The sequence below is a fragment of the Flavobacterium sp. MDT1-60 genome (assembly GCF_014844035.1).
Taxonomy (GTDB): domain Bacteria; phylum Bacteroidota; class Bacteroidia; order Flavobacteriales; family Flavobacteriaceae; genus Flavobacterium.
Map to the genome: position 1 here is coordinate 5287806 of NZ_CP062159.1, position 25041 is coordinate 5312846.

The 25041-nt window shown below is 34.2% G+C and carries 20 protein-coding genes; 12 read left to right on the forward strand and 8 right to left on the reverse strand.

Annotation, left to right across the window (positions count from 1 at the left end):
• Positions 1–61 precede the first annotated feature (61 nt).
• Positions 62–1321, forward strand: a complete 1260-nt coding sequence (locus IHE43_RS22170) for a DUF5103 domain-containing protein (RefSeq protein WP_192185905.1) — start codon at positions 62–64, stop codon at positions 1319–1321.
• 79 nt (positions 1322–1400) lie between these two features.
• A complete protein-coding gene (gene apaG / locus IHE43_RS22175) occupies positions 1401–1787 on the forward strand; it encodes a Co2+/Mg2+ efflux protein ApaG (RefSeq protein ID WP_008467225.1) in 387 nt (128 codons plus the stop codon).
• Here the strand turns inward: apaG and pdeM are convergent.
• The 4 genes from pdeM to IHE43_RS22195 all read right to left on the reverse strand — a co-directional run bounded on the left by pdeM (position 1784) and on the right by IHE43_RS22195 (position 7649).
• Positions 1784–2419: a ligase-associated DNA damage response endonuclease PdeM gene (gene pdeM / locus IHE43_RS22180; RefSeq protein ID WP_192185906.1), complete on the reverse strand. Its 636-nt coding sequence runs from the start codon at positions 2417–2419 to the stop codon at positions 1784–1786. The two genes, apaG and pdeM, sit on opposite strands and share 4 nt — an antisense overlap.
• A gap of 6 nt (positions 2420–2425) precedes the next feature.
• The gene (locus IHE43_RS22185) at positions 2426–4915 is read right to left on the reverse strand and encodes a ligase-associated DNA damage response DEXH box helicase (protein ID WP_192185907.1); all 2490 of its coding nucleotides are present in this window, start codon (positions 4913–4915) and stop codon (positions 2426–2428) included.
• 104 nt (positions 4916–5019) lie between these two features.
• Positions 5020–6621, reverse strand: a complete 1602-nt coding sequence (locus tag IHE43_RS22190) for an ATP-dependent DNA ligase (protein WP_192185908.1) — start codon at positions 6619–6621, stop codon at positions 5020–5022.
• The gene (locus tag IHE43_RS22195; RefSeq protein ID WP_192185909.1) at positions 6618–7649 is read right to left on the reverse strand and encodes a ligase-associated DNA damage response exonuclease; all 1032 of its coding nucleotides are present in this window, start codon (positions 7647–7649) and stop codon (positions 6618–6620) included. The genes IHE43_RS22190 and IHE43_RS22195 overlap by 4 nt, the downstream gene beginning before the upstream one ends.
• 201 nt (positions 7650–7850) lie before the next feature.
• Between IHE43_RS22195 and pruA the strand changes: the two genes are divergently transcribed.
• Positions 7851–9476: an L-glutamate gamma-semialdehyde dehydrogenase gene (gene pruA / locus IHE43_RS22200; RefSeq protein WP_192185910.1), complete on the forward strand. Its 1626-nt coding sequence runs from the start codon at positions 7851–7853 to the stop codon at positions 9474–9476.
• A gap of 79 nt (positions 9477–9555) precedes the next feature.
• On the opposite strand, the gene IHE43_RS22205 is transcribed toward pruA, so the two are convergent.
• From IHE43_RS22205 to IHE43_RS22215, 3 genes are read right to left on the reverse strand one after another with little or no spacing between them, the layout of a single operon-like run.
• Positions 9556–11298 carry a CocE/NonD family hydrolase gene (locus IHE43_RS22205; RefSeq protein WP_192185911.1) on the reverse strand — a complete coding sequence of 581 codons (1743 nt, stop codon included), beginning with the start codon at positions 11296–11298 and terminating at the stop codon, positions 9556–9558.
• Positions 11299–11322: 24 nt separating this feature from the next.
• Positions 11323–12042 carry a LytTR family DNA-binding domain-containing protein gene (locus IHE43_RS22210; RefSeq protein ID WP_192185912.1) on the reverse strand — a complete coding sequence of 240 codons (720 nt, stop codon included), beginning with the start codon at positions 12040–12042 and terminating at the stop codon, positions 11323–11325.
• Entirely contained in the window at positions 12039–13100 is a 1062-nt protein-coding gene (locus tag IHE43_RS22215) for a sensor histidine kinase (protein ID WP_192185913.1), read from the reverse strand. Before IHE43_RS22215 ends, IHE43_RS22210 begins: the two co-directional genes overlap by 4 nt.
• A gap of 554 nt (positions 13101–13654) precedes the next feature.
• On the opposite strand from IHE43_RS22215, the gene IHE43_RS22220 reads away from it, so the two are divergent.
• From IHE43_RS22220 to IHE43_RS22230, 3 genes are all read left to right on the forward strand, one after another.
• Entirely contained in the window at positions 13655–14488 is an 834-nt protein-coding gene (locus IHE43_RS22220; RefSeq protein ID WP_192185914.1) for a hypothetical protein, read from the forward strand.
• 19 nt (positions 14489–14507) lie between these two features.
• On the forward strand, positions 14508–15668 hold the full coding sequence (locus IHE43_RS22225) for a thiol-activated cytolysin family protein (RefSeq protein ID WP_192185915.1): 1161 nt from the start codon (positions 14508–14510) through the stop codon (positions 15666–15668).
• A 73-nt stretch (positions 15669–15741) separates the two neighbouring features.
• Positions 15742–16542, forward strand: a complete 801-nt coding sequence (locus IHE43_RS22230; RefSeq protein ID WP_192185916.1) for a DUF4476 domain-containing protein — start codon at positions 15742–15744, stop codon at positions 16540–16542.
• A 53-nt stretch (positions 16543–16595) separates the two neighbouring features.
• Here IHE43_RS22230 and rsmG read toward each other — a convergent pair whose 3' ends face one another.
• Positions 16596–17225: a 16S rRNA (guanine(527)-N(7))-methyltransferase RsmG gene (rsmG, locus tag IHE43_RS22235; protein ID WP_192185917.1), complete on the reverse strand. Its 630-nt coding sequence runs from the start codon at positions 17223–17225 to the stop codon at positions 16596–16598.
• A 107-nt stretch (positions 17226–17332) separates the two neighbouring features.
• Between rsmG and IHE43_RS22240 the strand changes: the two genes are divergently transcribed.
• The 6 genes from IHE43_RS22240 (at position 17333) to purT (ending at position 25040) form a co-directional block, all read left to right on the forward strand.
• Positions 17333–18427, forward strand: a complete 1095-nt coding sequence (locus IHE43_RS22240; RefSeq protein ID WP_192185918.1) for an acyl-CoA desaturase — start codon at positions 17333–17335, stop codon at positions 18425–18427.
• Positions 18428–18492: 65 nt separating this feature from the next.
• On the forward strand, positions 18493–19683 hold the full coding sequence (locus tag IHE43_RS22245; RefSeq protein WP_192185919.1) for a pyridoxal phosphate-dependent aminotransferase: 1191 nt from the start codon (positions 18493–18495) through the stop codon (positions 19681–19683).
• A 286-nt stretch (positions 19684–19969) separates the two neighbouring features.
• Positions 19970–20428, forward strand: a complete 459-nt coding sequence (locus tag IHE43_RS22250) for a PA2169 family four-helix-bundle protein (protein ID WP_192185920.1) — start codon at positions 19970–19972, stop codon at positions 20426–20428.
• Positions 20429–20563: 135 nt separating this feature from the next.
• On the forward strand, positions 20564–21136 hold the full coding sequence (locus IHE43_RS22255; RefSeq protein WP_192185921.1) for a hypothetical protein: 573 nt from the start codon (positions 20564–20566) through the stop codon (positions 21134–21136).
• A 139-nt stretch (positions 21137–21275) separates the two neighbouring features.
• Positions 21276–23150 (forward strand): U32 family peptidase, encoded by a 1875-nt coding sequence (locus IHE43_RS22260; RefSeq protein WP_192185922.1) that lies wholly within the window; start codon positions 21276–21278, stop codon positions 23148–23150.
• A gap of 696 nt (positions 23151–23846) precedes the next feature.
• Positions 23847–25040 carry a formate-dependent phosphoribosylglycinamide formyltransferase gene (gene purT / locus IHE43_RS22265; RefSeq protein WP_370526675.1) on the forward strand — a complete coding sequence of 398 codons (1194 nt, stop codon included), beginning with the start codon at positions 23847–23849 and terminating at the stop codon, positions 25038–25040.
• Position 25041 lies beyond the last annotated feature (1 nt).

Genomic DNA, 25041 nt, shown 5'->3' on the forward strand with positions numbered 1-25041 from the left:
ATAAAACGACTTATTTTTCGTTGTATAAATTGTTATATTTACAATCTTACAACGTAATAAGATGCCAAAATTTTTGTTTCAAAGTTTACTTTTACTTTTCATTTTTACTTCGGCGAAAGCCCAGGAAGTACAAACCGAAGTTACTCCTCCCTATAATATCAAAACCGTTTCATTTGTTCAGAATGGAAATAATGTCGTGCCGATTTTCGAATTAGGTTCGACATTTGAATTACAATTTGATGATTTGTTTGGAAATGAAGCCAATTATTATTTTGATTTAATTCATTGCGATTATAACTGGATTCCAACTGATATTCCGAAAACGGATTATGTTCGCGGTTTTGACAATCAGAGAATTACAGATTACTCTAATTCCTTTAATACGCTTCAGGCTTTTTCTCATTATCGCCTTTCTTTTCCGAACCAGTTTACTACGCAATTGAGAATTTCAGGGAATTATATGCTGAGAATTTTGAATGAAGACAGAGAAGTTGTTTTCTCCAGAAAATTCATTTTATTTGAAGATCATTCAACGGTTGGAGCTTTAGTAAAACGAAGCCGAAACCTCAGCAATATTGATTACAAGCAAAATCTTGAATTTACTGTGCTTTCAAATGATATTGTTTTTCAGACCCCTTTGCAAAACTTAAAAGTGCTGTTATTGCAAAATGGGGATTTTAATACTAGTATCAAAAATATTGTTCCACAATACACAATAGGAAATCAAATGGTTTATAAATACGATAAAGAGACACAATTTTGGGCAGGAAATGAGTTTTTATATTTTGAAAATAAAGACATTCGTGCCGCAAGTAATAATGTTGCAAAAGTAGGTTCGGCGAACGATATTTACAGTTCCTTTTTATATACCAATCAGGCGAGAGCAAACCAGATTTATACCTTATATGAAGATGTAGACGGAAATTTTGTTGTAAAAAACATAAACGCCTCTAATAATGAAATTGAAGCTGATTATGCCTGGGTTTATTTTAGTCTTTCAGCTCCGGCTTTCCAGTTAAATAAAGACATTTATATTGTTGGAATGTTCAACAATTACAGCTTATCTCCAGAATACAAAATGGACTACAATGAAAAAAAAGGAGTCTACGAAAAAGCAGTCATGATCAAACAAGGTTTTACCAATTTTGAGTATCGCGTGGCCGATAAAAAAGGTATGATTGATTATGAAAATGCTATTGATGGTAATTTCTATCAGACAGAAAACGAGTACACTGTCCTGGTTTATTACAAACATAGTTCAGATCGATACGAAAGAGTAATCGGAAAAGGAAATGCAAACTCAATAAACATCACTAATTAAAACATTGTTAAAGGATTTCGTTGAACGATTTTTTTTCGTAAGTTTGCATCTATAACACACACATATATACTACGTTAGTATGGTTTCTCAGATCACAAGAGGCATAAAAATATCTGTTTTGACTAGTTTTGAAGGTACTTACTTCAAGAACTATAAGATTCACTTTGCCTTTAGTTACGTAGTTACGATTGAAAACCACAGTAAAGATTCAGTACAATTAACTTCTCGTCACTGGGAAATTTTTGATTCTCTTAACGACTTAGAAGTTGTTGATGGAGAAGGTGTCATTGGAAAAAAACCAGTTTTAAAACCTGGAGAAAACCACACCTATAGTTCTGGTTGCTTGCTTTCATCTCCTTATGGTGCGATGAAAGGTCATTTTAATATGATCAATTTTACTACTACCAAAACGTTCAAAGTTATTGTTCCGACTTTTAGAATGTGTGCTCCATTTGCTTTAAATTAATTTATCGAAATTTCTATTACACCCTCTCTTGTGATTGCATATGCTTTGTCATTTTCTGTCGGAGTCATATAGGAATTTCCAGTAAACTCTCCAAAAGCGGGAAAAATCAGCTGATTTGGTTTTCGAAAAAAACAAGGCAAACTTAAAAACTGTCTTCCCAATCCTTTTAATTGTATGGCAGGATGAATATGTCCGCAAAAATTAAAAAATTCTTCTTTTTCTGTTGGATGATGCGTTAACAAGAAATCATCAATAATCAATTCACTGTAAATTTCAATATTCAGGTCTTCGTAATTACTTTTTGAAATGATATCGTGGTTCCCTTCCACTAAAATTATTTTCTGTGAATGCTCTTTTATCCAATCCGTGAAAAAATTCCATTCGGTATTGATTTTACTATGAAATAAATCTCCTAAAAAAATAATGGTTTCTGAACCAAATATTTCTAAAACCGTTTTTAAACGATTAAAATTTTCAAAAATAGCCTCTTTCGGAATTCCGATTCCATGTTTTCTAAAATGGGTCACTTTTCCTAAATGAACATCCGAAATTAAAAGCATCTTTTTTTCTTCCCAAAAAACGGCACCAGATTGATGTAAAATGAATTTCTGATTATTAATTAATATTCTCATAAACAATTATTTCATGTAACTGGCTGTCATTTTTTTGATTCTTTCTTGTAGTGTTTCACTTGATAATTTCTCTCTGAGTCGATCTGTAATGATTGGAAAACTAAAAGGCGTTGGTTTATTACACTGTTTCCACACAATCGTTTGCCGGTTAATTCTTTCTAAAGCCTGAATCAAACGTCCTTCTTCTAACTGATGTTCGAATGTTTCTATAAACGCCTGATGCAGCAATAAATTGTCAGGCTCAAAATCCCGAAAGACTTCAAAAAGTAATTGGGAACCACTTTGCAAATGTTTGGTTTTAACTGGTCGGCCAGGCATTCCTGTAAAAACCAGGCCGGCGATTACAGCAATATCTCTGAATTTTCTTCTTGCCATTTCGGTCGAATTCAGACTTTTTTGTAAATCGTGATGTACATATTCCGTAGAAAATAAATCATTATCAAAAATAGCTTCCATATCAATTTCCTGATCGGAAAGTAGTTCAAAACCGTAATCATTATAGGCTAATGAAAACGTGATGGAGAACAACAGACTAATTCGGTAAGACAACATACTCGCTAAGGCTTCATGTACAAACCTTCCTTCAAAAGGATAAAAAATAGCATGAAATCCTTCTCTGGTTTTAAATGTTTCAATTAAAAATTCATTGGCATCAGGAACAATACTTTCTTTCCGCTGTCTGTCAAAAATAGGTTTTAATGCTTTTAATTCGGGAGTTAGATTGTCAGTGTTTGCCGCATATAATTCTTCACGTAATAATTCACTCATTTGTACAGACAACGCCATACGGCCTCCCATCCAACTTACTGTTTTAGAACTTTTTTTCAGATCTGCTTTCCGAACCAAAACCTGCATATTTTTGACACGGAATAATTCGAGTCTTTTTCCGGCAAACGTAAAAACATCTCCTGGTTTAAGTTTAGAGGCAAACCATTCTTCAATAGTTCCAATATAACCTCCACTTAAATATTTAACATTAAGAACTGCATCTCCAACAATAGTCCCAATTTGCATTCTGTGGTGCATAGCTATTAATCTGCTATTGATTTTAAAACGTCCGTCTTCTTCGATTTCTACTTTCTTAAATTCATCATAAGCTTGTAAACTCTGACTTCCGTTAGTAATAAAATTGAGAATCCAGTTCCAATTTTCTTTAGTCATATTTTGATAGCAGAAAGTTTGTTTTATCTCCTTGTAAATCTCATCCGGGGAAAATCCTTCAGAAACGGCCAGCGTATTTAAATATTGAACCAAAACATCCCAACTGTTCAAGTACGGAATACGATCTTCGACAATCGTTTTTGCAGCCGCTTTTTTTAGTGCCGATGCCTCAATTAATTCAATTGCATGTGTGGCAAGAAAATAAATAACACTCTCTTTCCCCGGTTGATGACCGCTTCTTCCTGCTCTTTGCAGAAAACGTGCAACGCCTTTTGGTCCGCCAATCTGAATAATCGTTTCAACCGGTGCAAAGTCAACCCCCAAATCCAGACTTGAGGTACAAACTACCACTTTTAATTCTTCATTTCTGATCGCATTTTCAACCCATTGCCGAACCTCTCTACTGATACTTCCGTGATGCATGGCCATATCGCCGGCAAATTCAGGATATTTCTCCAGAATTGCCTGATACCACATTTCGCAAACGGAACGAACATTGGTAAAAATTAAAGTGGTTTTGCTTCTCCTAATGATTTTGGCCACCTCATCAATTAAATGCAAACCTAAGTGACCACGCCAGGGGTAGCTCTCCATTTTCTCCGGAAGAATTGAAAGCACTTTTATTTTCTTGTTGATATTTGCTTTTATCAAAACTGAATTTTTATACGCTTCAGAATCCAAACCTAACAATACTTGTTGTGCCAATTCCAAATTTCCAATGGTGGCTGAAATTCCCCAAATTTTCATTTTTGGGGCAACTGTTTTTAATCTTGACAAAGCCAATTCCATTTGAACACCTCGTTTTGTGCCTAATAATTCATGCCATTCATCAACAACAATGGCAGAACAATTGGCAAAAGTTTTTGCAAATTCCTTTGATCCCAAAAGCAATTGTAAACTTTCAGGAGTTGTAATCAGCAAGTCAGGCATTTTTTTGCTCTGTTTTGTTCTTTCGTTTTGCGAAGTATCTCCAGAACGAATTCCCACTGTTAATGACAAATCTAAATCTGTAATAATTCGTTCAGCAGCTTGTTTTATTTCAACAGAAAGCGCTCGTAGAGGTGTAATCCAAATGGCTTTCAATCCTGACTTATGTTTAGCTACGCTCCGTTCGGCTTTGCCTCGGGTGGTTTTATAATCAGGATTTTGTTTGATGTAATCAAGAACTATCGGAAACCATAAGGCATAGGTTTTTCCGCTACCGGTTGGTGCATTTAACAAACCGTTTTTGCCTTGCAGAAATGCCGTCCAGGTTTGAGTCTGGAATGGAAAAGATTTCCATCCCTGATCCTTAAACCAGTTTTCCGCTAATACATATAATTCGTCTCTGTTCATTTTTTTTATAAGGTTCAAAGTTTCAAAGGTTCAGAGGGACAAAGTTTAGCTGTTTCCTAAAGTTTTTTTCTTTGAAACTCTGTTGCTTTGTCCCTTTGAACCTTTTATGAAATCATACTTTTCAAATCTTCAATCGAATTAGCATCTTCAATTTTTTTATCGTGTCGCCATCTCAGAATTCTTGGAAATCTCGTAGCAACGCCACTTTTATGTCTTTTTGAAAGTGCGATCCCTTCAAAACCAATTTCGAAAACTAATTTTGGGGTTACACTTCTAACCGGACCAAATCTTTCTAATGTGTTTTTCTTTATAAAATCATCTACTTGTCGGAATTCGGCATCGGTTAAACCGGAGTAGGCTTTTGCGAAAGTGACCAGTTCCTTTTCGTCTTTTTCATTCGTTTGCCAAAGTGCGAAAGTGTAATCGGTAAATAAATTCGATCTTCGACCGTGACCTCGCATGGCGTACGTTAAAACCGCATCAATTACCAAAGGTTCTATTTTCCATTTCCACCAATCGCCTTTTTTTCTTCCAACCTGATAAGTCGAATTGTTGCGTTTTATCATCAAACCTTCGCTTTTCATTTCGCGGGCACGCATTCTTTCGACCGCAACATCTTCCCAGGAATGGAGCAAAACTCTTTTTGATAACTGAAAATTTTTAGTTTTATCTTTTATCGAATCATATAATTGTTCTAATAGTAATCTTCTTTCTGAATACGGTAGATTTCTAATATCCTGACCTTCCCATTCTAAAATATCATACGCTTTTAAGATTACTGGAACTTTTTCGAGCAAACTGACTGATATCGTTTTGCGACCAATCCTAGTTTGCAAATCATTGAAAGTTCCAATTTCTCCTTCGGGAAAAGCTAAAATTTCGGCATCAATAACAGTTCCGTTGGGAATTAAACCGACAAAAGATTTAAACTCCGGATATTTATCGGTTACCAACTCCTCGCCTCTTGACCAGACATAAATTTCGCTTTCGCGGATAATCGTTTGAGATCGAATTCCATCCCATTTATGTTCGACGGACCAGTCCTCCGGATTTCCTAAATTGTTAACTTCACCTTCAATTGGATACGCCAGATAAAACGGATACGGTTTCGATAAATAATCACTACTTTTTTCGTCTAAAATCAATTCCTGAAAAGTAATTGTATTAGGATCCCAATTCCCCATTAATTTATAAGCTAAAGCATCTTCATCAACATCTTCTGCTTTAGAAAGTGCCCTTGTCATTAATTTTTGGCTTACGCCGATTCTGAAACTTCCAGTGATTAATTTCGTAAAAACAAAACGTTCGTAATAATTCAACGCCAACCAGTTTTCCTGCAAATATTCTTTTTTCTCAGGATCAGATTTCTTTTTTAAGGCAATAATCTCCTGAAGATATTCGGTTAAACTTTTATCAGAATGTTCTTTTGTAGTTGGAATAATCAGAGCTATTGTTTCGGTCAAATCACCAACGATATGATAACTTTCTTCAAAAAGCCATAACGGAATATTGGCTAATTCATTTGCCCAATTACGCAATAAAGTGGTATTAACAGGTCTCGGCGGACGACGGTGCGATAAAATAGCAATCGTCCACACTTTGTCTTCCGGCGATGCGTTTTTAAAATACAGGGTCAGTGCATCGACTTTTACATTCGTTTTGTTTGAACTGTCAAGGACTTTTATGAGTTGGGCGAAATTTTTCATTCTCGAATTTCTTTTTCGGTTTCAACTTCCTTTTCCATTTCTATTGTTTCACCTTCGTATTGCGTTTTCTCCGTTCTGGCGTCATAACCCAATTCTCTTAAATATTTAGAAAAAATATCGGTACAGCCGTGCGTACAAATTACTCTTTCGGCGCCCGTCGCTTTAATACTGTTCAACAAAGAAAACCAATCGCAATGGTCGCTCAAAACAAAACCTTTGTCAATCGCGCGTCTGCGTCTCGCTCCGCGAAATGCCATCCATCCGCTTGCTGAACCAGTAACAAAGGGAGTCATTTTTCTTATCCAGACACTTCCGTGCGCACTTGGTGGTGCTAGAACAATATTCCCCAATAAATCTTCTTTTTTGGTTTCGTAGGTCACTAAAGTAGTTGGAGGAAGATCCACTAAAGGCCTGACAACATTTGTCATATTCTCAATAGCACCATGTGTATAAATTGTTCCGAGATCTGTGTCTAAATATTTTAAAAGTCGTTGTGCTTTTCCTAAAGAATATCCAAAAAGAACAGAAGTTTTTCCCTCTGCTTTGTTTTCTGCCCACCAATTATTGATATCTGTCATTACTTCAGCCTGCGGAGTCCAGTTAAACGCTGGCAAACCAAAAGTACATTCGGTTATAAAAGTGTGGCATTTCACCACTTCATAAGGAACAGAAATTCCATCGTCTTCTGTTTTATAATCTCCTGTAAAAACCCAGACTTCTCCTTTATGTTCAACCCGAATTTGGGCACTACCAATAATATGTCCGGCGGGATGAAAAGAGAATTTTACGTTATTAATTACAAAAGTTTCGTTCCAGTCTTTTCCCGTAACATTTATTTCGCCCAAACGATGTCGGATTATTGGAATATTGGAGTGATGAGTAATATAATTTTGATGTCCCCAACGCGCGTGATCAGAATGTCCATGCGTAATAATTGCATTTTTTACCGGCCGCCATGGATCGAGATAAACATCGGCCTGTTGACAGTAAATTCCATTATCATTAAAAGCTAGAAGAGGGATTTTCATGTTGTTACCATTTTTAATATTGATAAACCGTTTTGGCACATTCTATCAAATTTAACTATTTATCAATCAAGCTGTTTTACAGTTTCACGTGATTAGTTTATTAAATTACAACTTTTTAATATTGTATTGTGATATATTCAAATTATCATTTGTACTTTTGTAAAAAATTAGACAATTCGTAATTTTAAAATAATTTATCCCATGTTAAAAGGATTCTTTCATGTACCAAAAGCGGTAAACGAACCTGTAAAAGGTTACGCACCAAACTCACCAGAAAAAGCAGCTGTTCAGGCAGCTTACACTACAATGTGGAACTCAAAAATTGATGTTCCATTATACATTGGAAGTGAAGAAATCAAAACTGGAAATACAAAAACTATTTCAGCTCCACACGATCACAAACATATTGTTGGGACGTATCATTTAGCTGAAAAACAACATATCGAAAAAGCAATCGCCAATGCACTTGAATCAAGAAAAGCATGGGCAAATATGGCATGGGAACAGCGTGCTGCTATTTTCTTAAAAGCTGCTGAACTTATTGCAGGTCCATACAGAGCTCGTATCAACGCTGCTACTATGATTGGACAATCTAAAAATATTCACCAGGCAGAAATTGATGCTTCTTGTGAATTAATTGACTTTTTACGTTACAACGTAGAATTCATGACCCAAATTTACGGAGATCAGCCAAAATCTGATTCTACAACATGGAATCGTTTAGAATACAGACCTCTTGAAGGTTTTGTTTACGCGATTACTCCTTTTAACTTTACTGCTATCGCTGCAAACCTTCCTGCAAGTGCTGCAATGATGGGGAACGTTGTAATTTGGAAACCAAGTGACAGCCAGGTTTTTTCTACAAAAATCATCATCGAAGTTTTCAAAGAAGCGGGTGTTCCTGATGGCGTTATCAATGTTGTTTTTGGAGATGCTTTAATGATTACTGATACTGTTTTGGCAAGCCGCGATTTCGCTGGTGTTCACTTTACAGGATCAACTCATGTATTTAAAGATATCTGGGCTAAAATTGGTGCAAACATTCACAACTATAAAACATATCCAAGAATCGTTGGAGAAACGGGTGGTAAAGATTTTATCATTGCCCACCCAAGCGCTAACGTAAAACAAGTGACTACAGGTATTACTCGTGGTGCATTTGAATTTCAAGGGCAAAAATGTTCTGCAGCTTCAAGAGCTTATATTCCACAAAGTTTATGGCCAGCTGTAAAAGAACAATTAATTGCTGATGTAAAATCTATGAAAATGGGTTCTCCGGAAGATTTTGGAAACTTCATTACTGCAGTTATCCACGAAGGTTCTTTTGATAAATTAGCCAGTTATATTGATCAGGCTAAAAAAGATGCTGACGCAGAAATTATTGTTGGTGGAAATTACGATAAATCTGTAGGTTACTTTATTGAGCCAACAGTTATTGTAACTACAAACCCAAAATATACTACAATGGAAACCGAATTATTCGGACCAGTTATTACTATTTACGTTTACGAAGATGCAAAATGGGAAGAGACTTTAGAATTAGTTGATACTACTTCTGAGTACGCTTTAACAGGAGCTGTATTTAGCCAGGATCGTTATGCTATTGAAGTAGCGACTACGAAATTGCAAAATGCTGCTGGTAACTTCTACATCAATGATAAACCAACCGGAGCAGTTGTTGGAATGCAGCCTTTTGGTGGAGCAAGAGCTTCAGGAACGAACGATAAAGCAGGTTCTGCATTGAACTTATTACGTTGGGCTTCTCCAAGAACGATCAAAGAAACTTTTGTAACTCCGGAAGATTACAGATATCCGTTTTTAGGATAGTCTTAAAGTTGGAAAGTCGAAAGTCTTAAAGTCTATATAAAAAGCCGAATCTAAATTTAGATTCGGCTTTTGCTTTTTTTTATTTCCAAATCGGAATTTTTATAAAACTATCATTGTACCATTTTACTTTTAATGGTTCTTTTGCGTCCTGAATAGTTTCATCACTAACTTCTTTTCCTGTTCCATAATTTAACTGAGAAAATGCATTCTTATTAACATTAATAACCACAAGCAAACGACTTCCTTTACTCAATTGCTTGCTTATTAAATGTGTATTTGAAAAAGGAATAGCTTCTATTTTATCTGGTTTCAACAAATTTCTTTTTGTGATGTCTCTGGCATAACTGGAGCGACCAATGAAATAAGACAAATGAAAATACTCTCCATTTGGCGTTACTTCATATAGTGTAACTCCTATATCCATATCTTTTTTATTGATACTTGCTTTTATTTCTCCAAAGAACGAACCATTTACTAAGAGTGGTTCTTTTAACGGTTCACTTATAAAAATATACCCGTTAATTGTATCAATTTCTTTTCTTATAATAGGATCCGGATAATAATCGTTATTTGCTATTTGCCTGTCTGAAAAATCTACTTCTTGAAACAAATAAGCTTTTTTAACTGGCTTTTTGAAATCTAAAGAATAGTATTTTCCTGATTTACTATCTGTTAAATACAGCTGCAAGAAACCATTATTCATTTTATCCAGAGAAGAAGCACTTCGCCACTCGTTTGCTCCCATAACTTCGTAGTTAATTTTATCTTTCAGAAATTCTGGTTTTGTTCCATTTTTCAGTATATAATCAAACCATTGATACGTTATTTTTTTGATGTCGATTATTGCTGTTGAATCAACTTTGTAATCCCGTAAATCAATTTTACCTCCAATTTGAGTACCAAAATGATCATATGGTCCAATAATTAAATACATTGGAGTTTTTGGATTGTATTTCTGAAGTTCTCTTAAATAATACAAACTTGAATTTTGAGAATCATTATAATAACCATCAAAAGCTAAAACCGGAATGCTTATTTGTTCAAAATCTTTTTTATAAGGTGCCATTTTCTGCCAATATTCGTCAAATGAAGGATGTTTTATCCATCTTTGAAAGAGTCTGTTCGCACTACCGTCAATACTATCTATTCTTTTATAAGCTACTCCGGTTTCCCACCATTTAAACTGCATCTTTCTAAAACGCTGTCTATCATTTCCCGCTATTGTATCCAGGTACTTGTTATTCCCAACATAAAAAGACCATTCATAATTGGGATTTATAAAAACATTACTTTCCATTGGCAGGCCCATTCCGGGTCTGTTGGCAACATATGGTACAATTGTTTTAAGCGCAGGGTGCATTTTTTTACAGGCCGCCCATTGGGTAAATCCGTTATAACTCCCGCCATACATTCCTACACTTCCATTACACCATTCTTGTTTGCTAATCCAATCGATGACATCATAGGTATCGTTGGCTTCGTTTTCATAAGGAAATATTTCAGCAGGACTAAATCGCTTGCCTCGCGAATAGGCAATAACCCCAATATAATCTTTATCAGCTGCTTCTTTTAAAGATTTAATATCTCTTCCTTTATCCCTGACATAAATAGTATATTGAAGTATTACAGGTTTCGGAACAGAAACTCCTTTTTTTCTAACAACAATTGCCGATATAAAAGCACCATCTCGTGTTTTAATCATCACACTATCCTGAATATTATAGATGCTTTTTAAATCTCCTAATTTTGTTGCACTTGTTTGTTGTGAGAATGTATTTGATATTAATAAAATAAGAAATGCAAAATTTAAAATTGTTTTCATTGAATCGTTTTATTGACGGTTTCACTAAATCTCATTGCTGTTTTTGAATTTAACTGATTGACGGTTTGAAACTTTTAGTAATTCACCTGTCTTTAGTTTTACTTCCAGCCCTCCCCCAACTGTCTTTTTTACTTCCTGTATATAATTTATATTTACAATTTCGGTCCTATTTATTCTGAAAAAAATATTTTCATCCAACATCTCTTCCCATTGACGAAGAGAACGTCTTTGAAATGCTTTTTTCTCCTGAAAATAAAGTCTGGTATAATTTTCAAGTGATTCGATTAAATAAATTTCATCCAATTGCACAAAAAACCGTTTCTCTCCATCTTTAATAAAAATTTTTCGATTGCTTGTTAATGAATTATTCGAACAAGATTTTAAGTTTATCGTATTTCTTATTTTTTCAATTGCTTGTGTGAATCGTTCTTCCCGTATAGGTTTCATTAAATAATCTAAAGCATTAACTTCAAATGCCTTCACCGCGTATTGATTAAAAGCGGTAGTGAATAACACGGCTGGTAAATAATCTAAAGATTCTAATAAATCGAAGCCGGATTTCTCAGGCATCTGAATATCTAAAAGAATTAGATCAGGCTTATTTGCTTCAATTAAATCTTTTGCATCATCAGCATTTTCTGCTTCACCTATTAGCACAAAATCTTTATAAACCAATAAAGCCCTTTTCAATTCTTCCCGCGATAATCGTTCATCATCTACTATTATAACTTTAATCTTTTTCATTTCGCTGGAAGTAAAATTGTTGTCAAAACTGTTTCATCATTCATCTCTTTAATTTCAAAAAAAGCATTTCCGTTATACTGCAGCAGCAATCGTTCTTTCAGGTTACTCAACCCGATACCGGAATCTTTTATTTCCTTACTTAGTTTACCTGAATTTTGAACACTGATCTTTATAAAATTGTGCTCCATTTCAACTTTTACAGTAATAAATCCACCACTTTTTCTTTTTTCGATTCCATGTTTTATGGCATTCTCAACCAAAGACTGAATACTTAAAGGCAGAATTAAGTATTTCAATAAGTCCACACTAGTTTCAATTTTTACCTGCAAACGTTCCTCAAACCGAATTTTCTCTAATTCCAAATAATCTCTGATGAGATTAATCTCTTCATTTAAGGGTATTAATCTTCCAGCATTATTGTTTAACGAATTTCGCAACAATTCAGACAATAAATCAATTGCTCTTCTGGCCGAATCTGGATTTTCTAAGATCAAAAATTTTATATTATTTAATGAGTTAAAAAAGAAATGCGGATTTAACTGAGCACTCAAATTATTCAGTTGTGTTTCTTTCATTATAAGTGATAATCGGGCATTTTCTTTTACCGTTTCTATTTCAAGTCTTGAATAATGATACAGATGGTAAGCCAATACCCAAATAGACATTAACCTCGTACCAGTGATAAAAACTTGCAATTGTGTGGACTTTAAAAATACCATAAATGATGCAGGACTGCTTTTTAAAACAATTAAACGTACCAGATAAAGTTTACCAACAATTAAAAGCATGTAGAGTAAAGAGAGTACCAAAACACTAATTGCAATTCTTGGAACTAACTTTTTTAAACTTAATTTATTCCATCGGTTTTTTAAAGCGAAGTTTCTGTAAATATGTGTCAGTGCAATACCAATCGTCACATCAAGTATTAAATCAGCTATGCCAATTTTCCATATAAAAGTACCGCCAAAAAAAGCCAAAAATCCCCAATACAAGGAAGTTGTAATCCAACCGATTAATTGAATTGTCCAGTATGTCGATATTTTTGTAATTATTTTCAATCCAAAAGTTTTAAGTATTGTAGTAAAGATATTCGTCTATTACAGATTGAACAAATAAAAGTACATGAGCGAAAAATATCAGAGGATGAACGAGGTTTCAAGTTTAAAATTTCAAGTTTCAAGTTTAAATGGTTTACTATAATAAATGAATTAGGTCATTTATCTCCTTACCCTTATTCTGATACCGATGCAAATAAAAAAGAAGAAGTCTTTTATGACTCTTCTAATGAACCTGTAATTTGTCGTGAATTCTTCTTTGATCCTGAATTTCAGTACAGCATTGAAAACTCAGAAAATGCCTTAAATGATTTTATTACGCATCTGGATTCTAAAGCAAATCCGTATTTACGCTTAAAAAATAAAGCATCTTAATTATAATTCACCATTTAAAATGAAAAGCCCCGATAATAATAAATTATCGATTTTTTTGACTAAAATTCTCTTCACAAGGCACATAGCAAAGTATCCTATTTTAATAGTTTAAAGACTTATTGCAAACGAAAATAATATTGTAAAGTGGTTTCTTGCAAAAAAATTAAGCCCTGAAAAAATATTTGTTTTTTATCCTAATTTCACTAGCCTCTTGTAGTGAAGATAACAGCTCATCACATACTGTTGAGCAAAATGAAGCCAATTTTAATTTGTCAAAAAATATTGAAAGAGCAGATTGGGGTAATATTCAAGTAGGTGAAAATTTAAAATTTGATATCAAAATCAAAAATTTCGACAATGCTCCAGATGTAGTGTATGTTTTAAAACCTATAACCACAGATGCAACGAAACACCAGCGTAATAAGATTGATTATAATTTTCAGGAAGAAATAAAAATACCATTTTCAAGCACATTTGGCGTTGGAAAAGACAGTATCCCCACTAAAAAAACAAGGGACAGCATTATCCTCAAAAAAGCAAATTCTTCCTTTTTTGTTTTAATCCTAAAACCAGGAAATTTTACTCAGCAGTATGAATTACACAAAATGAAATTAAACAAATATCTCGCGGGATCCACGCAAGAATTGTTATTCTCGGCAGTACAATTTGACTTTTACACCTGGAGTGAACAAACTCAGAATCCTACTATGTTTAGAGCATCTGAGCACAGTCGTTACTATGAATTTACTGTAGATGATGGAGACCAGACAAATGACACTTATTTAACCAACAGCGAGTCTAAAAAAAATACTTACACCGCCCTTTATAATAAAAAAAAATATGAAGGCACTATCCTTATTAATGAAAAAATGACTTTTAGCAATAAAGTAGACACAGAAAGCGGCCCTCAAACTGTGCCAAAATGGATATTAAGTGAACTCAAAGTAATACAAAAAAGAGATCATGAACCCGACAACATTATTGTCTATAATAATGTCAGTATACAACAAAAATAATAATCTTAAAAAAATGAATATGAGAAACCCTATGAAAAAAACAGCATTTTTCCTTTTTTCGGCCAGTGCATTACTTATTTCTTGTAGCAATGACGAAAGCAAAAACAATCCTGAAAAAACTCTTAATGACTTACAGCAAGTTACTTTTACCGCCAAACCGGATAAAGTACTAAGTTCTGTAAAAACAGGAACACAAGAATTAAATCCTACAACAGGAAATAACGAATATGTTTACCTGACCACTGTCGAAAAACAAACCACACTGTCTCCACTTTCTATCATCAATGAGGCTAATCTGGATGTAATTTATCCTGGAAGTATTTTGCGAGGATCTAGTTTTATGAATGCAACTTACGACCCTCTTGTTTTAAAAAATGCTTTTAAGCCTGTTACTTTATCGATGTCTTTAAGAGGGGATCTATCAGTTAGTGCTAATGCTTTACCTAATCCTAGTGAAATAAACACTGTTATAAATGGTTTAGTGAGTAAAAATAAAAATTTAATTGATTACGAAGCTATTCCAACTTACTATGAATATCAAAGTGATGAGATCACAACCGAAAACAGTTTTAAAAAAGCACTTGATGCGCATTTAAATGTTAATGTTTTAGGCGGTTTAGTGAAGGCTAACTTTGGTTACACCCAAAATAGCGGATCAACCAATACAAAATCTTACGTTATGGTAAAAGTGAGACAACGTTTGTACAGCATGACCATTAATCCAAAATACTATACAGATTGGATTGATGGCGATATTAGTACAAACAATTTTGGCACACATGAACCTGTATATGTAAGCAATGTAGATTATGGACGAGTTGCCTATATATTGATTGAAACCACTAAAGATGAAACTTATAATAATATGATGGTAAAAGCATCAGTAGGAGTTGCTCTTAAAGTTGTCAATATTGGCTTAGATGTAAGCTACTCAGAAGAGTTTAAAAAATTATTTGCACAAAATAAAATAAAAGTTATGATCGTGGGAGGCCCATTAGCATTAGGAGGAAAAGTAAGCGATTACAATAGCTTTGTTGAGTTTCTAAAAGCACCTACTTCTGCTGACCTCGTTTCTTCATCTGCTCCTATATCCTACAAGATACGCAGGCTAAAAGATAATACTGAAGTTGAGGTAAAAGACATGTACACTTCACAGTTTAAAGAGTTAAAAGCTAATTAGTATTTAAACAATGAAGCCAATCTAGAAATGATTGGCTTCATTATTATATAACATTTAGTAAAAAGAATCTATCATGAAAAAATCACATTTCCTTTATTTTATTCTTGTATCGTTTACTGCATTTGCTCAGCAATATTATCCTGCAAGCGGGAACCTAAATATATTCTCTGATAATCCTGAAAGGTTCTACGTTTATTTAAATGGAGAATTACAAAACAGCGAATCAAAAACTAATGTAAGAATAGAAAATTTGAATCAGCGCTATTATAACGTAAGAATTGTTTTTGAAAATAAAAGCTTAAAAGATATTATAAACAAACATGTTTCTGTCATTGCCAATGACGGAGCTACCTTTGAAGAAAGTACTTATAAAATTAAAGTAGACAAAAACAAAAAAATGAAATTAATTTATTTTTCCAGTGCACCAATATTTCCTAATTATGTACCCGCCTCAGATGTTTTTGTAATTCACGAGCAGCCCTCTAATCCAAATATTATAATTAATAATGGTATAAATATTAATATAAACAACAGTAAACCCGAATCAAGAGATAATCACAAAAAATCAATAGAAAAACGATGTCCCGAATTAAACTCCAAAGATTTTGAAATTGCAATCACAACAATAAAAAAAGAGAGTTTTGATGATCAGAAATTATCCATCGCTCAAAATATTATTTTAAATAATTGTTTAAGAACAGATCAAATTGCACAGATTGCTAAAACATTATCTTTTTCCCAAAATCAGATGAAATTTGTAAAAAGTGCCTACACATCTTGCACTGATCCTAAAAATTACTATTTGATAAAAGATATTTTTTCTTTTGCAGTTGACCAACAATATTTTATGAATTTTATCAACTCGAAAAACTAATAAAAAAAACTAATTCTTCATCAGTATTCGGTTTTTTTATTAGTTTTTGGATGTTACACAGTAAACTTCAAGGGAAGATGAACCACTTTTTTAGTTTCAAAAAACTCATCTTTAAAAATTTCAGACAAGTCGTATAAGGTCGCTTTCGGAAAATCTTTTAATTCTTCGGTCAAATCACCTCCTTTTAAATACAGAATTCCGTTCTTTAAAGTATGCTTGTGTTGTTTTTTAATTTTATCTTTTATCCACGAAACAAAATCCGGCATGTTGGTCACGGCACGACTCACGATAAAATCGAAATCACCTTTTACTAATTCAGCACGTTTTTGTTCTGCTTTTACATTTTTTAATTCTAATGCGTCAACAACACCCTGAACCACTTTTATTTTCTTTGCAATAACATCAATCAAATAAAAACGGGTTTCTGGAAAAAGAATCGCTAACGGAATCCCGGGAAAGCCTCCACCGGTTCCAACATCCAAAACGGTTGATCCCGGTTCGAATTTCATAATTTTTGCAATTCCAAGCGAATGCAATATGTGTTTTGTATATAAGGCATCAATGTCTTTTCTTGAAATTACATTGATTTTTTCATTCCAATCGTGGTATAAAAAGTCTAATTTTTGAAATTGTTCGATTTGAAGTTCGGTCAAATCCGGAAAATATTTCAATATCTCATCCATTGTAGTAATTTTTTAACAAAAGTACTACTTTACGATTGAAATATTTAACTCAATTTTGCAAATTGAAAATTTATAATAATTACCTTTGAAAACTATTTAAATTAATTATGAATAACATTGCGCCTACATTTGCTAAACAAGACAATCTGAAGTTTTTCAGAACACTTAACTCACGAGTAAACAATTACTTCAAGGAGAATAACATTCAAAAAACCGGAAACTGGAAACTACACTTAAAAGCTGTTATTCTTTTTGCCGTTTTTCTAACGCCGTACTTTTTGATATTAACTCTTAATATGCCTTTTTGGGCACAATTGCTATTAAACATCCTGATGGGAGTTGGAATGGCCGGAATTGGAATGAACGTTATGCATGATGGGAATCATGGATCTTATTCTTCTAAATCCTGGATCAACAAAATTATGGGTGGAAGCATTTACGTTTTAGCCGGAAATGTACACAACTGGCAAGTACAACACAATGTACTTCACCATACTTATACTAATATTCACGGTCACGATGAAGATTTGGATGCGGGAAGAATTATTCGTTTTACACAAAATGCCGAATGGCACCGTTTTCACAAATTTCAACATTATTATTCTTTTTTCTTATATGGACTATTGACTTTTAATTGGGCATTAACAACCGATTTTAAGCAAATGAAAAATTACTTAAAAAGAAAATTATCTTACGGAGCTCCTCAAAGTCCAACTAAATTATGGACTGTTTTAGTAATTACAAAAATAATTTACGTTTTAATCTGGATGGCTTTGCCAATGATTTTGGGCGTAACATGGTGGAAAGTTGTGATTGGATTTTTTGTAATGCACTACACGGCAGGATTAATTTTAAGTATTGTTTTTCAATTGGCACACGTTGTGGAAGAAACTTCAAACCCTGTTCCGAATGAAGAAGGTGAAATAGAAAACACCTGGGCAATTCACCAGCTATACACAACTGCTAACTTTGCGCCAAAAAACAAAGTTATCAATTGGTTTACCGGGGGATTAAATCACCAAATTGAACACCATATTTTTCCAAATATCAGTCATATACATTATGGGAAAATTGCTGAAATTGTAAAACAAACTGCAATCGAATGCAATTTGCCTTATCATGAATTCAGAACCATGAGAGGTGCCATTATTGCGCATTACAAGCACTTAAAAGAACTTGGAATGAAACCTGAACTAGCATAAAAAATCTATTAATAATTAACCTTCCTTAATTAAAGTTGAAATTAAGGACATTCAAAATTTTTATAATGAATCATATTCTTTCGGACAGAATTAACAACTTAGCGACCTCACAAACCTTAGCAATGGCTGCTTTAGCACGCGAATTAAAAGCACAAGGAAAAGACATTATCAGTTTAAGTTTAGGTGAACCAGACTTCAATACACCAGACTTTATTAAAGAAGCAGTTAAAAAAGCAGTTGACGAAAATTATAGCACATATTCTCCAGTTGAAGGTTATTTGGAATTGAGAGAAGCAATCTCAAGAAAATTCAAAAGAGACAACGGATTAGAGTACAAACCAACTCAAATCGTAGTTTCTACAGGAGCAAAACAATCTTTATACAACATTGCACAAGTAATGTTAAACGATGGTGACGAAGTTATCTTACCAGCACCTTACTGGGTATCTTACTTCGAAATTGTAAAACTTTCAGGCGGAATTCCAGTTGAGGTTCCAACTTCTGTAGATACTGATTTCAAAATCACTCCGGAACAATTAGAAGCTGCTATCACACCAAAAACAAAAATGATGTGGTTCAGTTCTCCATGTAACCCTTCAGGTTCTGTTTACAGTAGAGAAGAATTAACAGCGCTTGCAAAAGTTCTAGAAAAACACCCAAATATATATGTAGTTGCTGACGAAATTTATGAGCACATCAATTTCTCAGGTACTTTCTGCAGTATCGGTTCAATTCCTGGAATGCTAGAAAAAACAATCACTGTAAACGGAGTTGCAAAAGCATTCGCCATGACAGGATACAGAATTGGTTACATTGGAGCACCGGAATTCATTGCAAAAGCATGTACAAAAATTCAGGGACAAGTAACTTCAGGAGCAAATTCTGTAGCACAACGCGCTACAATTACTGCTGTAGATGCTGATCCAAGCGTATTAAACCACATGGTTCAGGCTTTCCATACTCGTAGAGATTTGGTAGTTGGATTATTAAAAGAAATTCCTGGTGTAAAAATCAACGTTCCGGAAGGAGCTTTTTATGTATTCCCAGACGTTTCTTCTTTCTTCGGAAAAACTTTAAGAGGAACTGAAATTAAAGATGCAAACGATGTTTCAATGTATCTTTTAGCTGAGGCTAACGTAGCAACTGTTACAGGTGACGCTTTCGGAAATCCAAATTGTATTCGTTTCTCTTATGCGACAAGCGATGATATTTTAAAAGAAGCATTACGCAGAATCAAAGAAGCTTTGACTGTATAAAAATATAGATAGTTTTATTAAAACGGCTTAAGGTTCAAAGTTTCATCACTTTATACTTTAAGCTGTTTTTTTATGGACGTTCCGCGGCGGCGGACGGGCAAACAATTTTAAACTTTAATCCAGCACAGAATAATTCGTGAAAATTCGCGAAATTCGTAGCAAACAAAATTTAAACCTTTCAAAATTCCCATTCCACAATCTTATAAAATGACTCTATAATTCTATAAGACATACGGCTCTATAAAATCCCAACTTTGTATTATACATTAATTTAAAATTAAAAGTTATGATACATACAGAAGAAACCACAACAGAAGCAATTAATACTTTAGAAGGATTAATTTCTATTTTGGAAGACGGAAAACTAGGATATACCAATGCCGCGGAACATGCAGAAGATCTTATTATCAAAGCTGATTTTTTAGAGTACGCTCGCGAACGCGCCTTATTCATAGTTGAATTGCAGGACCAAATCAACAAACTGGGAAAATCAACAGATACTTCTGGCGGAGGTCCATTAGGAGCTTTGCACCGTACCTGGATTGACATCAAATCATCATTTACCGGTGGAGATACTGAAGCTATTATCAATGCTTGTATTACCGGAGAAAAAGCTGCTGTTGAAAAATTCAAAATGGCACTTGAGAAAAATCAATTGGACGGAAGTCAAATTGCCATTGTTTCAAAACAATTAAACAGCATCCAAAGTACATTGGATAAAATTAAAACGAAAAGATCGTCATAATAATTGATGCTATTTTTTTGAGAAGAAAGCTACTTGGTTGTAAAACCGGGTAGTTTTTTTTATTTAATAAAAATTAAAAATAAATCTTTATTTTCGTTTCAACCAATACTAATAAATCTTAACCAAAAACTATTTATGAACCGAACTTTACGCAATTCTTTTTTAATTATAATCTTTACTTTATTTTTTTCTAATCTGGCAAAAGCTCAACCAAGAAAAGGCGAATTTATAAATGCATCTATAGGTCTGGGATTAAGCGCACCGGATGATAATGCAGATATAGATGGCACTGGTTTTTATGCACAAGGGGAATATGTTTTCGGATTAACCAAATGGTTTGGCTTGAGACCCTATGCCGGATTTATAGTAACATCCTGTGACAAAAATGAGAATCAAAATCAACCAGAATATAAGGTAACTTCTAAAGCTTTTTTATTTGGTGGAAAAGCCAGAATTTGTGCTCCAATTCTTTGGATTGCTCCGTATATTGAAAGTGGAATTGGTGCTTCTATAGGTTCTTTCGAAACTTATACACCCTTTACCAACATCAAAAAAAGTGGTATTTTAATGCATGTTCCTTTTACTTTGGGATTAGCATTAGGCCCAAAACATAATGTAGATATTGCTTTTACCTATTATTTTCATTCAGCAGCAGATCAATATTGTGGAGCGGCAGCTTTTGGACTTACTTTTCCATTAAATCAATAATCATAATTATTAACCATCATCATTCCATATTACCTAACTATTTCAAAAAAAACCACTTCAGTATTAGCAAACTCAAATTATTTATAAGAACTTTGCAAACTTTTTTGCGTGAATACCACAAAAGCCTAAAGCACTAGAAATGAAGAAGAAGATTGAAATATTAGCTCCAGCAAAAGATTTAATTGGGGGAATGGCTGCCATAAATAGTGGCGCCGATGCCGTTTATATTGGTGCACCGCAATTTGGCGCCCGTTCAAATGCCAACAACTCCATTGAAGATGTTGCCGCTTTAGTACAATATGCGCATTTATTTAATGCTCAGGTTTTTGTCGTTATGAATACCATTTTATATGACAACGAATTGGAAACTTGCCGCAAAATGATTTGGGAATTATACGATATTGGTGTTGATGCCCTGATCATTCAGGATATGGCGATTATGGAAATGGAGCTTCCTCCTATCGTACTTCATGCCAGCACACAAGCCAATAACCGTGACGCAGACAAAATTAAATTCCTTAAAGATGCCGGAATCAAACGTGTAGTTTTAGCCCGCGAATTAAACCTGCATCAAATAAAACAAATCTACGACGAAGCAGATGTTGAGTTAGAATTTTTCGTGACAGGTGCATTATGTGTATCCTTCAGCGGAAACTGCTATATGAGTGTAGCCAACGGAGAACGCAGTGCCAATCGCGGTTCTTGCGCACAAAACTGCCGTTTGCCTTACAACTTAATCGACGGAAACGGAGAAACTTTAATCAAAAACAGTCACTTACTTTCTATAAAAGATTTAGATATTTCAGAGCAGATTCCGAATTTAATTGAAGCAGGAATCGTTTCTTTTAAAATCGAAGGAAGATTAAAAGATGTTGTTTATGTAAAAAACAATGTATCGTATTTACGCCAGAAACTAGATAGTTATTTAGAAGGCGAAGGAAGCGATAAATACACGAAAGCTTCGTCTGGAAAATGCACTTATACTTTCGATTCGTCTTTGAGCAGAACTTTCAACCGCGGTTACACCGATTATTTTGTAAACGAAAGACACAGCTCCATTGGTTCTTGGGAAAGTCCAAAATCAAAAGGTCAATATATTGGTAAATTAATCAGAACTGTTGGAAACGCTTACGAAATCGAAAACGGCGAATTCTTAAACAACGGTGACGGACTTTGTTTCATCAACGAAAACAATGAAGCTGACGGAATTTACGTAAACAAAGCAGAAAACGGTAAAATATATCCGAACGTTTTAAAAGAAATAAAAGACGGAACTTTTATCTACAGAAATAATGATGCAGCTTTCATTAAAATTGTAGAAAGAGAAGATAGTGCAGTTCGAAAAATCAGCACGACTTTATTGCTTACAGAAAATGAAACTGGCTTCGAATTAATCGCTACCGATGAAGACGGAAATGTAAGCATCGTAAATTTAGAACATGTAAAAGAGCAGACTAAAACTGGTGAATTAATTGAAGAAAACATCAAAACACAATTGGCAAAAACAGGTTTTACGCCTTACACTGCTGATGAAATTAATATCATGTTTTCTCAAAACTGGTTCCTTCCTATTTCAAAAATCAACGAAATGCGAAGAACGGTTTACGATCAGTTAACCGAAATTCGCTTGAAAAATTACAAACGCGAAGAACACCAATTGGTAAAAACGTCACATCCGTATCCTGAAACCAAATTAGATTTCATGTACAACGTTTCGAACAAAACGGCTCGTAAATTCTACGAACGTCATGGTGTTACCGAAATCGAAAAAGCATTCGAATTACAATGGGATCCGGGAAAATCTCGTGTAATGACAACCAAATATTGCATCAAATACGAATTAAAAAAATGTCCGATACACCAAAAAGACATAGCAGGTGTCAAGGTAAAAGAACCATTAGTATTAAAACAAGGTGAACTTGAATACAAACTAAAATTCAACTGTAAGCCTTGTGAAATGGAAATTTGGGAAAAAGACGCCGAATTTGAAATTGAGGAAGATCATTTTCATTAAAATACAAACCGATGCTTTTAAAAGAAGTATCGGTTTTTTATTTTGGGCGTGTCCCTCCGGGTCGGGCTATCCGTTACAAGTCCTCGCCTGTTCGTTCCTCACGGCTGTGGGCTTTCCACTTCTATCCCTCACGCAAACCGTAAAACGAGAAAGTATCTATTAACAATTTAAATCTGTTGAATCCGCAAAATCTGCGTGAGATTAAAATCCATTTTTTTATCTTTACTCTCAAAACTAAATTTAAATGGAAACAAAAAATAGCATCCAAAAATATTCAATTATTGCTGGATTATTTGTGTGCACTTTTTTTCCTTTATTGATATTTTCAGATAGCTATTTTGTTTTTCAATGCATCCAAATATGCGATTTTGGTATTTTTTGGAACCCGCTATTCTGGGGGATCCTATTTCCTTTATTAATTGTTTTTCTCTTTTGGAACACCGCCAAAAAACTAACCTTTTCATTAAATCAAATAACTTATTTCAAAGCTTGTTCTCAATTTTCATTCGGCGTAAGTTCAAAAATTATAACCGCACTTTTTACAATATATGTTATTGGATTATTCGTAAACGGAATTTCATCAGTATTTAACGTGCAAATTCCTTATCAAATTTTATTTTCATTATTAATGATTTTATTCCTATCATTTATATTAATGATTTTAACTTTTATAAGCAGTTTAATTATTGTTAAAGCATGCCAAAATACCAAAACTTTAAATCAAACAAAATGAAAATACTACTCCTCGGTTCAGGCGAATTAGGCAAAGAATTTGTCATTGCCGCACAACGAATCGGACAAACTATAATTGCTGTTGATAGTTACGAAAATGCTCCGGCCATGCAAGTCGCTCACGGTTTTGAGGTGATCAATATGCTCGATGCCGAAGCTCTTGACCGAATCGTAGCCAAACACAAACCCGATTTTATAGTTCCTGAAATAGAAGCCATTCGCACCGAACGTTTTTATGATTACGAAAAACAAGGAATCACCGTTGTTCCTTCAGCGAAAGCGGCAAACTTTACCATGAATCGTAAAGCTATTCGTGATTTAGCAGCAAAAGAATTAGGTTTAAAAACAGCCAAATATGAATATGCAACTTCAGCAGAGGAATTGCAAAAAGCAGTTCAGGAAGTCGGAATTCCGTGTGTAGTCAAACCTTTAATGTCTTCATCCGGAAAAGGACAATCGACGATTAAAGCAGAAAGCGATATCGAAAAAGCCTGGCAGTATGCTGTTGCAGGTTCGCGTGGCGATGTTATTGAAGTAATTGTAGAAGCTTTTGTTGATTTTCATTCGGAAATTACGCTTTTGACAATAACTCAAAATGATAATCCAACCTTATTTTGCACTCCAATAGGTCACAGACAAGAACGAGGCGATTATCAGGAAAGCTGGCAGCCGGCTTTAGTTTCAGAAAAAGATTTGTACGAAGCGCAGGATATGGCCGAAAAAATTACCGAAGCGCTTGGCGGTGCAGGACTTTTTGGGGTAGAATTTTTCTTAACCAATGAAGGTGTTTATTTCTCTGAACTTTCTCCCCGCCCACACGATACCGGAATGGTAACTTTAGCCGGAACTCAGAATTTTAACGAATTCGAACTACATTTACGTGCGATTTTAAGTCTTCCCATTTTCGAAATCACTTTAGAAAAAGCCGGAGCAAGCGCTGTAATTTTAGCTTCTGAAGATTCAGCGAACCCAACTTTTAGCGGAATCGAAAAAGTAGCCGCTTTACCCAAAACTGATTTCAGAATATTCGGAAAACCAACTTCAAGACCTTATCGTAGAATGGGAGTTGTTTTAAGTCACGATTCACTAGCAACACCCATCGAAGAAATAGTAGAACGTGCCAAAACCACTTCTAAATTAATAACTGTAAATTCTTAAA